The 13,629-nt window shown below is 62.5% G+C and carries 10 protein-coding genes, 2 tRNA genes and 1 pseudogene; 5 read left to right on the top strand and 8 right to left on the bottom strand.

Annotated features, from left to right (window positions below; genetic code table 11):
- The 3 genes and pseudogenes from QZ079_RS03815 to gdhA form a co-directional block, all read right to left on the bottom strand.
- A pseudogene (locus QZ079_RS03815) lies at positions 1–425 on the bottom strand (amylosucrase); the annotation flags it as partial.
- A 171-nt stretch (positions 426–596) separates the two neighbouring features.
- Positions 597–857 (bottom strand): hypothetical protein, encoded by a 261-nt coding sequence (locus tag QZ079_RS03820; RefSeq protein WP_297035314.1) that lies wholly within the window; start codon positions 855–857, stop codon positions 597–599.
- An 804-nt stretch (positions 858–1,661) separates the two neighbouring features.
- Positions 1,662–3,017 (bottom strand): NADP-specific glutamate dehydrogenase, encoded by a 1,356-nt coding sequence (gene gdhA, locus QZ079_RS03825; protein ID WP_297035317.1) that lies wholly within the window; start codon positions 3,015–3,017, stop codon positions 1,662–1,664.
- 329 nt (positions 3,018–3,346) lie between these two features.
- Between gdhA and QZ079_RS03830 the strand changes: the two genes are divergently transcribed.
- On the top strand, positions 3,347–4,741 hold the full coding sequence (locus QZ079_RS03830; RefSeq protein ID WP_297035319.1) for an iron-containing alcohol dehydrogenase: 1,395 nt from the start codon (positions 3,347–3,349) through the stop codon (positions 4,739–4,741).
- A 7-nt stretch (positions 4,742–4,748) separates the two neighbouring features.
- Complete coding sequence (locus tag QZ079_RS03835; RefSeq protein WP_297035321.1) at positions 4,749–6,119, top strand: aldehyde dehydrogenase; 1,371 nt, start codon at positions 4,749–4,751, stop codon at positions 6,117–6,119.
- A gap of 183 nt (positions 6,120–6,302) precedes the next feature.
- Here QZ079_RS03835 and QZ079_RS03840 read toward each other — a convergent pair whose 3' ends face one another.
- From QZ079_RS03840 to QZ079_RS03850, 3 genes are all read right to left on the bottom strand, one after another.
- Entirely contained in the window at positions 6,303–7,001 is a 699-nt protein-coding gene (locus tag QZ079_RS03840) for a hypothetical protein (RefSeq protein ID WP_297035326.1), read from the bottom strand.
- A gap of 965 nt (positions 7,002–7,966) precedes the next feature.
- A tRNA-Gly gene (locus QZ079_RS03845) sits at positions 7,967–8,040 on the bottom strand.
- Positions 8,041–8,043: 3 nt separating this feature from the next.
- Positions 8,044–8,120 (bottom strand) — tRNA-Pro (locus QZ079_RS03850).
- A 167-nt stretch (positions 8,121–8,287) separates the two neighbouring features.
- Here QZ079_RS03850 and QZ079_RS03855 point away from each other — a divergent pair.
- Complete coding sequence (locus tag QZ079_RS03855; RefSeq protein WP_291288318.1) at positions 8,288–9,688, top strand: chloride channel protein; 1,401 nt, start codon at positions 8,288–8,290, stop codon at positions 9,686–9,688.
- 74 nt (positions 9,689–9,762) lie between these two features.
- On the top strand, positions 9,763–10,770 hold the full coding sequence (locus QZ079_RS03860) for a diacylglycerol kinase family protein (protein WP_297035328.1): 1,008 nt from the start codon (positions 9,763–9,765) through the stop codon (positions 10,768–10,770).
- A gap of 36 nt (positions 10,771–10,806) precedes the next feature.
- On the opposite strand, the gene QZ079_RS03865 is transcribed toward QZ079_RS03860, so the two are convergent.
- Positions 10,807–11,781, bottom strand: a complete 975-nt coding sequence (locus tag QZ079_RS03865; protein WP_297035330.1) for an alpha/beta fold hydrolase — start codon at positions 11,779–11,781, stop codon at positions 10,807–10,809.
- A gap of 59 nt (positions 11,782–11,840) precedes the next feature.
- Positions 11,841–13,121, bottom strand: coding sequence for an O-acetylhomoserine aminocarboxypropyltransferase/cysteine synthase family protein (locus tag QZ079_RS03870; protein WP_297035333.1), 1,281 nt, complete (start codon positions 13,119–13,121; stop codon positions 11,841–11,843).
- 208 nt (positions 13,122–13,329) lie between these two features.
- On the opposite strand from QZ079_RS03870, the gene QZ079_RS03875 reads away from it, so the two are divergent.
- Positions 13,330–13,629, top strand: a 300-nt coding sequence (locus QZ079_RS03875) for a C-GCAxxG-C-C family protein (protein ID WP_297035336.1), incomplete at its 3' end; no start/stop codon positions are given.

Genomic DNA, 13,629 nt, shown 5'->3' on the forward strand with positions numbered 1-13,629 from the left:
TCGCTCACCGCGTAACCGCCGTCCGAGCGGGACTTGTCGGCAGGCGTATCGAGAAACGGCATGAGGTGGATGCATGTAGCGCCGCAGCGTTCAAGGTATCCGATCTTCTCCTCGACGCCCTTGATCGTGCCGGCGAAGTTGTCGATGTACATCTGCATGCCGAGCATCTTCTGCTCGCGATACCACGTGCCATGGATTTCCCGGCTTGCATCGAGGGCACGCAAATCTGCAGGGCGCTCTCTATAAAAGCAGCGCATCTGGTCGATGAGCTCGGCGAACATGTCGCCGTTGTCGTAGAGCTCCATGTAGAGCCACCGGAGCTCATCGTGGTGGCGCGCAAGGCGCCGATCGAACGCGCCGGCATCCAACGTAACCGCACGCTTCGATGTCTTGGATTTCTTTGGTTGGGGCTTCTTGGCCGGCATATGCGCTCCTCATGAATCGAGCCTGGACGAGCCCCCTGGTTACCCGGGGCCACGCCGCCTCCGTGCTTGTGCACGCATATGTCTATCGCCGGGTCAACTATACCATGGATGGACCGGATTCAAAGACGGGCGCGCAATCACCTGCCCACGCGCGCGAGGAGGCTCGCCTCCCTAGCCCGCCGCCCAGATGATCGCCCAGCCCACCAGGTTGAGCACGGGAGCTACAGCGCACAGCACAGCTCCGGCTACACCCATGACCTGCGCCACGGTACAGGGCAGGTCGCGTCGGTAATCCTCACGTTTGACCATGCGCGCGACCCCGAAGGCAACAACACCGAGTAAAACTCCGACAAGCTGAACGATGTTTGAGGGGACGAAGGACAGCGCCATAGAGACTGCACCGAGTGCGATGGCGATGTATTCACGCGGCATGGACGGCCTCCGATTCAACGCACAACAAAACACGGACATTATATGGCGCGGCCCGCCTCACCCAAGGGTGCTTTTCCACGGCCTACAGAGATTGTTGTAAGATTTGCGCACGTAAATCCATATTTGTTACCTTAATGCCGCTATCTGGAACTCGAAGTTTGAATAATCAGCGTCCAATTCGCCACGACCCTTGCTCCCGTTCGGCAGGCTCGCTATATCTGCTCTATGGATACGAGCGGCAACCATTCCATCATAGTGGTATCCCACGAATCCGCCTTGCGCGGCATCCGCTTCGGGCATGCCTTATGTCATATGCGATGCGTATATCCCCAGTGCGAAGACGGCGCTCGAGTACAACGGCAGGTATCACGATGACCCTCAAGCGCGCCTACACGACGAGGGCAAGAGCTTGGGATTGGAAACGCTGGGAATAACGATGCTTCCGCTCAATCAAGACACACTGCGAAGCGCCGATGCTCTCGAAGCCGTAGCGCGCATCATATACAAACGCAAGGGGCAACGCTACCGAAACAGATCGAGGAACAGCGCGATAAAACGCATCGAGCTGCTCAATGGGCTGCGCGCTGCATTTGGTCTCAAGCCCTGTTAAGCGCAGATGGCGGCTCGGAGGCGTGCCCTCATCTAATCCATGGCTCCATTTTGGGCATGCTTCAATTGCCACAGCAGGTCGAACCGCCGAGACCCACGATACAGCCAACGGCGAGGGCTCGCGCAGGGGATAGCAAAATCGGGGCTCCCGCCGGAAACGGAAACCCCGATCTTAACGCGCGTTTTGCGTACGGCTTAGCAGACACCCTGTGCCATCATGGCCTCGGCGACCTTGGTGAAGCCGGCGATGTTGGCACCCATGACGAAGTTGCCCTCGTGGCCGTATGCGCGAGCGGTGTCGTCCACGTTGTGGAACATGCCGCGCATGAGGCTCTCGAGCTTGCCGTCAACCTCCTCGAAGGTCCAGGAGAGGTGCTCGGCGTTCTGACTCATCTCGAGGCCGGAGACGAGCACGCCGCCTGCGTTGGCCGCCTTGCCGGGCATGAAGGCGACGCCGTTCTCCATGAGATAGATGGTGGCGTCCGGCGTGGTGGGCATGTTCGCACCCTCGCCGACCACCTTGCAGCCGTTGGCCACGAGCGCCTGCGCATCCTCGAGGTGCAGCGTGTTCTCGCGCGCGCAGGGCAGCGCGATGTCGCAGGGGAGCTGCCAGACGCCGCGACCGTCGCCCTCGTGCCAGGTGGCGCTCGGGCGCTCGTCTGTGTACATCGCAAGGCTCACACCCTGATCATGCCCAGAGCGCTTCATGTTGTAGATGTGCTCGAGCACCTGGTAGTCGATACCCTCGGGGTCCTCGACCCAGCCCTTGGTGTCGGAGCAGGCGATAACGGTGCCGCCGAGCTGCGCGACCTTCTGAATGGCATAGATAGCAACGTTGCCGGAGCCGTGAACGACGACCTTCTTGCCCTCGAAGGAATCGCCGGTGCTCTTGAGGTACTCGTCGACGAAGTAGGCCAGTCCGTAGCCGGTAGCCTCGGTGCGGGCGAGCGAGCCGCCAAAGGTGAGGCCCTTGCCGGTGAGGACGCCAGCCCACTCGTTCTTGAGGCGCTTGTACTGGCCGAACAGGTAGGCAACCTCACGGCCGCCAACACCCAGATCGCCGGCGGGAACGTCGGTGTTGGGTCCGATGTGGCGGAAGAGCTCGGTCATGAAGGACTGGCAGAAGGCCATGATCTCGCGGTTGGACTTGCCCTTGGGGTCGAAGTCGGAGCCGCCCTTACCGCCACCCATGGGAAGCGTGGTGAGCGCGTTCTTGAAGATCTGCTCGAAACCGAGGAACTTGAGCATGCCCACGGTGACGGTGGGGTTGAAGCGCAAGCCGCCCTTATAGGGACCGATGGCGGAGTTGAACTCCACGCGATAACCGCGGTTGACCTGAACCTTGCCCTCGTCGTCGATCCACGGCACGCGGAACATGATCACGCGCTCGGGTTCGACGAGGCGCTCTAGCAAGCTTGCCTCCTCGTACTCGGGGTGGGCGTCGAGAGCGGGCTGCAGGGTCTCGAGGACTTCCTTGGCAGCCTGGATGAACTCGGCCTGCTCGGGATAGCGAGCCTCGAGCTCGGCAATAACCTTCTCGGAATATGTCATGATGCTCCAATCTTCAGCTTTATGGCTTATACGGGAAATACGCGACTCCATGCAGCCGCCTTGTTAAAAAACCTGATGCATTGTACCGCAGCGCCTCTCACAAGAAGCTGTTTCGATAGACGGAAATGGTTCTGAAACGGATAGGCAATATGCAGAACAGCCCACCTTGAGATGCGATGCCCGTGCAAACACCGTTTCACTCCACGCGCTCTCCATCTCTTGTATTGACGTTTTGTCATAATGCATCAATGAACTATCCTTCACTCGGCCGCGCGAAGCGGCAGTGCCACATATTCCAAGATCAACGAGCAACCTGGAGGATGCCTCCCATGAATTCCCTGCGCAAGCTCTGGTGCCGTACCTATCAGACGTGCTTTCGCCTCGCGATCCCGCTGCTACCCTACCGCGAACCCAAGCCGCTCGGCTCCTTCGAAGAGGCCGCAGGGCTCTTGCAGCAACAAGGCAAGCGCCGGGTGCTTCTCGTAACCGATGCCACGATCATGCGCCTTGGTCTCGCCGACCAGCTCATCGACAATCTGAAGAACCGGGGTATCCAGGTGAGTGTGTTCGATGAGGTCGTGCCCAACCCCACGGTGAGCAATGTCGAGGCTGCGCGCGAGCGCTATCTGCAAGAAGGATGCGATGCCATCGTCGCGTTCGGTGGAGGTTCCGCTATGGATTGCGCGAAGGCTACCGGTGCGCGCATCGTGAGGCCACGCAAGCCCGTGCAAAAGATGCGCGGCATCCTGAAGGTTCTGCGCCCTCTGCCGCTTCTCATCGCCGTGCCCACGACCGCCGGAACCGGTTCGGAAACGACCCTCGCGGCCGTTATCACGGACGACGAGACCCACTACAAGTACCCCATCAACGATTTCGCGCTCATCCCACGCTACGCGGTGCTCGACTACCGCACCACGCTCGGCCTGCCACCGCACATAACCGCGACGACCGGCATGGATGCGCTCGTGCATGCTGTGGAGGCGTACATCGGCCGCTCCACCACGCGCGACACGCGCGCGAACGCGATCGAGGCGGTGCGGGAAATCCACAGCTACCTGCTTCGCGCCTACCGCGACGGGCATGATGCCGAGGCGCGCGAGCATATGCTTCGCGCAGCATACTGTGCCGGCCTCGCGTTCACGAAGTCCTACGTAGGATATGTCCACGCGGTCGCACATTCGCTCGGCGGACAGTACGGCATCGCCCACGGGCTCGCAAACGCCGTGCTCCTCCCCTATTTCCTCGACGAATATGCCGAAAGCTGCGAACACCGTCTGGCGGACCTTGCGCGCCGCGCAGGCGTCGTCCCCCAAGCCATGAACGACCGCGACGCGGCACGCGCCTTCACGCAATGGGTGCGCGAGATGAACGCCGCCATGGATATCCCCACCACGCTTCCGGGAATTCGCGACGAGGACATCCCGCTCATGGCCGCTCACGCCGATGCCGAGGGCAACCCCCTCTACCCCGTGCCCAAGCTTATGGACGCGCACGAGCTCGAGCACATGTACCATATGGTGCAAGAGCACAGCGAGGCCGAATGCGCAGAGGTCGCCGAAAGCACCGCTCGCATATCTGCCGCGATCGGACAGAGCGCTGCCGAGACGACCCACCTCGCCGTGCGCAGTGCCTCTCTCGCCGCCCTCCCGCTCCGCATCGCCCTCGCCGCGCGCCGTCGTGTGCGCCGCATCGCCCGTCGCGCCCGCCAGACCCTCCGTCGCTAGGAGCCTTATGTCCATCTCCGATACCGTCAGCCGCTGCCGCGCGCATTTCGCCACCGGCGCCACCATCCCCGTCGACGCGCGCATCAAAGCGCTTCGCGCGCTCGAACGCGCCATCGTCGAAAACGAAGACCGTATCAACGAGGCGCTGCGTGAAGACCTTGGCAAGTCTGCGACCGAAAGCTACATGTGCGAGGTGGGCATGACCCTCGCCGAGCTGCGCTACCAGCTGCGCCACGTGCGGGGCTGGACGCGCCGCCACCGCGTGCGCACGGGGCTCGCGAACTTTCACGCGACGAGCTTCACCGTTGCGGAGCCCTACGGCACCGTGCTCATCATGAGCCCCTGGAACTATCCATTCATGCTCACGATGGAGCCGCTCGTTGGCGCGCTCGCCGCCGGAAACTGCTGCGTCGTGAAGCCGAGCGCCTACTCGCCTGCAACCTCGGCGGTGATGCGCGAGATCATCGCGAGCTGTCTGCCTTCCGAGCTCGTCGCCGTTGTGGAGGGCGGACGCGCAGAGAACGCGAAACTTCTCGACCAATGCTTCGACTACATCTTCTTCACGGGCGGCGTCACGGTGGGAACACTTGTCATGAAAAAGGCCGCTGAGCGCCTTACTCCCGTGACGCTCGAGTTGGGTGGCAAAAGCCCCTGCGTTATCGCGGCGGATGCGAATTTGGAGGTGGCTGCCGCACGCGTGGTGTTCGGCAAGTACCTGAATTGCGGGCAGACGTGCGTCGCGCCCGACTATATCCTGGTTGACGAGCGGGTGCACGACCGCTTCCTCGAGCTTGTAGAGCAGCAGATTTCGAAGATGTTCGGTGCGTCACCGCTTGATAACCCGCAGTGGGGAAAGATCGTGAACGAGAAGCACTTCGAGCGCTTGCTCGGGCTCATCGATCCGGCAAAGGTTGTAGTTGGCGGCGCCTCGCAGCGCGAGACGCTGCAGATCGAGCCTACGGTGATGGACGGCGTAACTGAATACGATGCCGTCATGGGCGAGGAGATCTTCGGTCCCATTATGCCTATCATCGCGTATCGCTCCGTCGAAGAGGCAGAGGCGTTTATCAAGGCACGCCCGAAACCGCTCGCCTGCTACCTCTTCACGCGCGACCGCGCCTTGGAAGACCGGTTCCTGCGCCATGTGCCCTTCGGCGGCGGCTGCGTGAATGACACCATCGTGCACCTTGCGACGAGCTCTATGGGCTTCGGCGGCGTGGGCGCAAGCGGTATGGGCAGCTACCACGGCAAGAAGAGTTTCGAGACGTTCAGCCACGAGAAGAGCATCCTGAAGAAGCATCTCTGGCTCGACCTGCCCCTGCGCTACCAACCTTACACGCCGCTTAAGGAGAAGCTCATCCGCATGTTTCTACGGTAAGGCGTGCCTCAAAGTGCACCGAGCGTGCGGAAGTCCACCCCGTAGCCTTAGGCAAAGGGAAACGCATCTCAATCGCCGCCGGACGTAATGGCAAGCAAGCGCTCAAAACGGCGGGAGCCCCTCATGAGGAGCTCCCGCCGTGTGCTATCTGCATACCAGCCGATAGATGTCTCCGCAGCCATCCTACGCGTATGCCGACACGTAGAAGAGGTTGACGTCAATGTAGAGCGGCATATCGGGATCACCCGTGACCTCCGGGCTATTCGAAACCACGATGAGGTACTCGGTATCGGTGCCGTTGAACGCCGCAGGTCCGGTGTAGTTACCAAGCATGCGCGTCTCATCGAAGGGGGACGGCCCGGTATCCGAGCTCGTCATGGGGCTCAGCCCGAATGCGTCGACAGCCTGCTGGGCAAGCGCCTCGTATTCCGAAGAATCCACATCCGCATGGCTCATAACGATATCGACACCCGTCAGCATGGTGTCCTCCGCGAGCGTATCAACCGTCTGCTCTTCGGCTCCCTCTTCGAACTGGGGCGCTTCAATGGTGAAGGACACAGTGACGGTCTCGCCCACATCGGCAAGTGGAATCTCGTCCGGCTTACCAGAAAGTGTTACAAAGAGGTAGGAGTATCCCATCTCATCTTCAGGAAGGTACTCCTCACCCGTCATCTCGGACGAAAGCAGCTCAAGATCGGAGACGACCTCGGAGACCGGACGCTCGTAGAACGACGTCTCCTGCCAGTTCGTCATGACGGGCTCGGACACCTGCTCCGTCGCCTCTGCCGGAGCGGAACCCTCGGCGGGAGCGCCGCCGCTGCAGCCAGCCAGGAACACCGCGGCAGCGAGCGCTGCCGGCGCGAATATGCGGCTCAGTTTCATAGCTCTTCTTTCCCCCTCGTGCGCCCGCACTCCCTGCGAGCAACCCTGCTACATATGAATACACCAGGAGCAAGGGAGAGGTGTCAAGCAAAACGGCGGCAAGCGGACTGCAAGGGCGAGCCAGCGGTAGAGCGGGACGGCGGCGCGGGCAACGAAACGAGCCCGGCATCGGCGCCGGGCTCGCGACTATTTGGGACGGGTTTCGATGAGTCATCAAGCGGTGAAGCTGTCATCCTAGAGGGTCGGAGGGCCGCTGCGGAAACCGTCTCCGGCATGTCCACGTACCTATGTATCGGCAAATCCCGTTGAAGTTGGGAACGCCGGGGCGGCCAACCGCGATGTCAATCGTGCTTTAACAGAGCCTTGTTTACATAAAAGCGAGGCGCTTGCCCTGCTCGCGACACTCTGTGAGGTACAGATTGATGATCGTCTGGTACGGCACACCCTTGCGGGCGGCCTCTGCCTTGAAGTACTCTTGTTCGCCACGTCGAGATTCATCGTGACGGGCTTACGCAAGCGCTCGATGTAGGGGTTTGGCCTGCTCGCGCTGAAATCGTACTCTTCCCTCATCTCCGCCATCTCCAATACTCCCGCTCCTCGCCTTTCGTCGCCTTCCTCGCCGATATGATACGAATCGAGGATCCGCCCGCCCGCAGGCAGTGGCACACGGTGAGGACGCGCGCCGCCATCGAAGACGGCGCGGACAGCCGCTTCGATTCCCAGCACCGAACACGAAAACGAGCCCGGCACCGCATCGGCACCGGGCTCGCACATTTTCTGGAGCGGGCGACGGGAATCGCCGCTCGCTCCGCTCGCTCAATCCGCTGCGGCGCTTCGCGCCTTGCGTACTTCGCTGGCAAATGCTCGCGCATTTGCTCAGCTCCGTACCCGGAACCGGGTTCGATTCCCGGCACGTGCAACGAAACGAGCCCGGCACCGCATCGGCACCGGGCTCGCATATTTTCTGGAGCGGGCGACGGGAATCGAACCCGCGTCATCAGCTTGGAAGGCTGGGGTTCTACCATTGAACTACGCCCGCATATGGTCGGGACGACAGGATTCGAACCTGCGGCATCGTGCTCCCAAAGCACGCGCGCTACCAGACTGCGCCACGTCCCGACGTCCGGGGTAGCATTATACGGGTTTTGGCGCGTGCGGGCAACCGGGGAATGGGTCGAATCCGCCACGACCACCCCGAGCGAACGGCAGTATACTTGTTGCGTTTGCGTGCTCGTGCTCTTATCGCAACGCGCCGCAACGCCTGCCCCCATTTTCAGGAGATACACATGAGCGCTGAACCATCGCCTCGCGAGAACCTGAACAAGCTATTCGGCGACTTCGTGTCGCACGAGGAGGCGCTCATCGCCGCCGACGCCCGCAGAAACCTGCGCAACATGCGTGAGAGCCTGCGTCTGCTCGTGCTCGTGCTCATCGTGTCCGGCGCGATGGGCGCGGCTGCATGGGCGTTTCTTGCAAGCCTCGATGCGGTCACGGGCTTTCGCGAGCGCCACGCAGCGGTCTTCCTCCTGCTTCCCGTGGTGAGCATCGCCACCGCATGGCTGTACCGCCGTTTCGGCAAGGAAGCCGCGCGCGGCAACAACCTCGTCATCGAGAGCGCCCTCACCGAACGCTCGGTTCCCGCCCGCATGGCAGCCATGACGTTTACCTGCTCCGTCGCCACGCACCTCGCAGGAGGCTCCGCCGGGCGCGAGGGAACGGCCGTGCAGATCGGCGGCACCATCGCCGACAACGTCGCGCGTCTCGTCCGGTTGGGAGCACGCGATCACCAAGACCTCATGCTCGCCGGTATTTCCGCCGCGTTCGGCGCGGTGTTTGGCGCTCCGCTCGCAGGCACCTTCTTCGGCATGGAGATGTGCTACGTAGGCAAGATCAACTACAGCTCCGGCATCTATTGCCTCATCGCCTCGTTCACCGCCGACACCGTATGCCGGGCGCTCGGCTGCACACACGCCTCCTACGTCATCGGCGCCGTGCCCGAGCTCGAGGCTCCAACGGTCGCGCTCGCCGTCATATTCGCCATCGTCTTCGGCCTTACGGCGCGCCTCTTCTCGCTCGCGATCCGTACCGTGCGGCGCGTGCTCGCGCACCGCATCACGAACTACCTCGTTGCTGCGCTCGCAGGCTCGCTCGCGCTGCTCGCCGTCTACTTCATCTTCGGCATCCAACGCTACGCCGGTCTCTCGACCTGGCTCGTAGAGGAGGGTTTTGCGGGAGACACCACGCTCGCCGACCCCTTCATCAAGATCGCCCTCACTGCGCTCACCCTCGGCACGGGCTTCCAGGGAGGCGAGGTCACGCCGCTGTTCGGCATCGGCGCATCCTTAGGGGGCGTGCTGGGGTCGCTCGTGGGAATCCCCTGCGCGTTTGCCGCGGCGCTTGGCATGCTCGGTGTCTTCGGATCGGCGCTCAACGTGCCCATCACAACCATCATGCTCGGTGTCGACCTCTTCGGCGGCGCGGCGATGCCGTACTTCGTGATCGTCGCATTCGTGAGCTACCTCGTCGCCGGGCACCGCGGTGTCTACCCCGCGCAGCGGATCGTGACACCCAAGCGCCGCTCACTCGCGTCCGATGCGAACTCCACGGTTGCAGACGCGATCGCACGCCACAACCAACAGGATACGAATACCGAAGAAGCCAACGCGAAACAACAACTTGCGCGATAATGTCAATACCATGAAGAGCGAACCGGACGCCATGCGCTATGACGGCGCCTCCGGAACGACTGGATAGGAGCGACATGCAACGCCGCGCACCTCGCGAGACCCCTCTGGGCAAGACGCTCATCATCGCCAACCCCGTGTCACAGCTCGGCCAAGGCAAGCGTGTTGCCGAACAGCTTTGGCGCTTCCTTTCGCTCTACCACCACGATCCAGAACGCTTCGAGCTCGTATACACCGAGCGCGCACGTCACGCGACGGAACTCGCTGAAGCGGCGGCGGACTTCGACTCGGTGATCGCGCTGGGCGGTGACGGCGTGGTGCACGAGGTCGTCAACGGCCTCATGCGCATCGATCGCGGCGCGCGGCCGGCGATGGGCGTCGTCCCCGTGGGGTCGGGCAACGATTTCGCGCGTACCTTAGGTATGGATGATTTCTCGGGCGAAAGCTCCGCGCGCTACCTGAATTGCGAGCGCGTGGCGTTCGACATCGGCAAGCTCTCGCTGTGGGACAATGCGGCGGATGCCGAAGGTGCCGCGCGGTCGTCCGCCCCAGATGCGAACGAGTATTTCGTCGAAACCTTCTCGTTCGGCTTGGACGCCGCTGTGGCGATGGGCACGTATAGCCTGCGCACGACCACCAAGCTCACGGGTAACGCGCTCTACATGGCGTCTGGTGCCGACGTCCTCCTCCGCAAGTTCCGCCCCTACCCCACGCGCATCTCGCTCGACGGTGAAGCGCCCGAGGAGCGCCGTACGTTCATCGGTGCCGTCCAGCTTGGCCCCACCTATGGCTCGGGTTTCCACATCTGCCCTGATGCCGACCCCACCGATGGCCTCTTCGATATCTGCCTAGCCAGCGGCCGTGCAACGCGCGTCGAAGCGCTTTCCCTGCTTCTACGTGCCAAGAACGCACACCACGTGGGCTCGCGGCTCATCAGCTTCGCCCAAGCCAGCCATATCGACATCGAGTTCTTGGGCGAAGACTATCCCATGCAGGCCGATGGCGAACGGGTGCGAGCCGCGCACGTCGTCATCGACATCCTGCCCGGCGAGCTCACCGTGCTGAAGCCCCTGCCCCGCCGCTGAGCCTGAACGGAGCCACCTCACGATGGCGAAGCCGCTTTACACGTGCGCCTCAAGCCAGGCGAGCACATCGCACTCGACGCGCTCATGATCGGATTCGTTTAGAATCTCGTGGCGCATGCCGTCATAGATAATCTCGTCCACCTGCGCCATGCCAAGTCTCCGGTATTGGGCGACGGCGCGATGCACGCCCGCACCACAATCGCCCACCGGGTCGTCGGCCCCGGCAATGAAGAGCAAGGGTACATCGCGCGGAATCCCGCTCGCCAAAGCGACGTCTTGAGAAGCGCTCGCCAGCGCCGTGACCGCCGCGTACCCGCCCACCGTGAACATGAAGCCGCAGCACGGATCCGCACGATACGCATCGACCACGGCACCGTCGTACGATAACCAGTCCTGTGGCGTGCGCGCATGCTTGATAGCACGACCATAAGCGCCAACGGCAAGCGAATCCACCAGCGCGCTGCGGTAGCGCTCACCGCGCACGCAGGCGAGCACATGACAGAGCGCGTTTCCCGCCCGAACAAGCCAACGCGGCTGCTGCCCGGTGCCGCACACCACGGCGGCAGAAACGCCCTCACCCCAACGCGCAAGGTACACGCGCACCATGAAGCTGCCAAGTGAGTGGCCGAAGAGCACATACGCCGCAGAAGACGAGTTCGGTTGGTCTGCCGTTGCCGCGGATCCGTATCGCGCCACCACGAGTTTCCGTAGGGCATGCATGTCCTCAAGCAGCATGTCGACGCCGTCGTTGAGCGGAATATGTCCAAGGCCATCGGACGCGGCAACGCTCCCACCGTGCCCGATGTGGTCTTCGGCGCACACGGCATACCCCGCCGCACACAACACGCCGGCAAACCGTTCATAGCGCTCGACATGCTCAGCCATGCCATGGACGAGCTGAACCACGGCGCGTGGGGGCGCTCCCGCTGCAACGGCATCTGGCTCCCATACCAGCGCGCGAATGCAGCTTGCCCCGTCTGCGCTCGGATACCTCAGCTCGCTTCGCTTCATGGGCGCTCCCCCGAAAAAAAGAGCCCGGTTAACCCGGGCTCTGTCAAACCAACTTGAACCTAGATAGCATCGAGTGCCTGCGCGACGTCGTCGATGAGATCCTGCGTGTCCTCGATGCCGCAGGAGAGGCGCACCATATCGGGCGCGATGCCTGCGGCCTCGAGCTCCGCATCCGTCATCTGACGATGCGTCGCGTTCGCCGGGTGCAGCACGCAGGTGCGCGCATCTGCCACGTGCGTGGCGATCTGCGCCACATGGAGGTTCTTCATGAACTCCTCTGCCGCCGCACGTCCGCCGGTAAAGCCAAAGCTCACTACGCCGCAGCAGCCGTTTGGCAGGTACTTCTGAGCGAGCTCGTGCCACGGATCGCCCGGCAGCCCCGGATACTTCACGAAGCGAACCTTGGGATGCTTTGCCAGAAATTCCGCCATGGCCTGGCCGTTCTTCACATGCTGCGGCATGCGCACATGCAGGCTCTCGAGGCCCATGTTGAGCAAAAACGCGTTCTGCGGACTCTGGATGCAGCCGAAGTCGCGCATGAGCTGCGAGGTCGCCTTCGTGATGAACGCGCCCGCCTGGCCGAACTTCTGCGTGTAGACGACGCCGTGATACGTCTCGTCCGGCGTGGTGAGGCCGGGGAACTTGTCTGCATGCGCATCCCAGTCGAAGTTGCCGGAGTCGACGATGGCGCCGCCCACTGCCGCGCCATGGCCGTCCATGTACTTCGTGGTGGAGTGCGTCACGATGTCCGCACCCCACTCGATGGGACGGCAGAGCACGGGCGTGGGGAACGTGTTGTCCACGATGAGCGGCACGCCGTGGGCGTGAGCGGCGGTGGCGAAGCGCTCGATGTCGAGGACGTCGAGAGCGGGGTTCGCGATGGTCTCGCCGAAGACGGCCTTCGTGTTGGGGCGGAACGCCGCCTCAAGCTCTTCGTCCGTGCAATCGGGTGCGACGAACGTGGTCTCGATACCCATGCGCTCGAGCGTGTGCGCGAGCAGATTGAACGTGCCGCCGTAGATGGCCGAGCTCGCGACCACATGGTCACCGCAGCCGGCGATGTTGAAGACGGCGAAGAAGTTCGCCGCTTGGCCTGAGCTCGTGAGCATAGCCGCCGTACCGCCCTCGAGCTCGCAGATCTTCTGTGCGACGTAATCGTTCGTGGGGTTCTGCAGACGGGTGTAGAAATAGCCGGCTTCCTCGAGGTCAAAAAGGCGGCCCATGTGCTCGGAGGTATCGTATTTCCACGTGGTCGACTGGTAGATGGGAATCTGGCGCGGATCTCCGTCACCAGGACGATAACCGCCCTGCACGCACGTGGTTCCGATATGCTCTGCCATAGTCTGACTCCCTCTCTTGGCGCCACGCATCCCTCTTGGCGTCCCGTGGCCGACGGTTCTACATACGGCTAAAATGGTATACCGTTTTCCAAGCGCTCTCTCATACTATTTTGGCGCGACCGCAAAACGTTACGAATGAATGCGCTTGGATTGCCGGGACGCGCTTACATGTCCATTGCCGAACCACGTCTTCACAGGAAGGAACCGCATGTCAGCCAACACCATCTCCGAACGGACAGACGACCTCGTCCAACAGGCAGTTGCCCTCCGCGCTGAGCGCAAGTTCAATTGCGCCCAAGCCGTTGCCTACGCACTCGCCGAAGAGGTCGGGGCAGACCCTGAAGCGATGTACGTGCTTTCCGAGGGATTCGGGGCCGGTATGGGCACGACCAGCGAGACCTGCGGGGCCATCTCGGGCGCGATCTTTGCGCTCAGCCAGCTGAACAGCGCGGGCACCGCGGCATCGGGCACCACGAAAGCGGCGACGTACCGGCTCGTTCGCGAGCTG

This window comes from uncultured Enorma sp. (genome assembly GCA_905210055.1).
In the GTDB taxonomy this organism is placed as follows: domain Bacteria; phylum Actinomycetota; class Coriobacteriia; order Coriobacteriales; family Coriobacteriaceae; genus Enorma.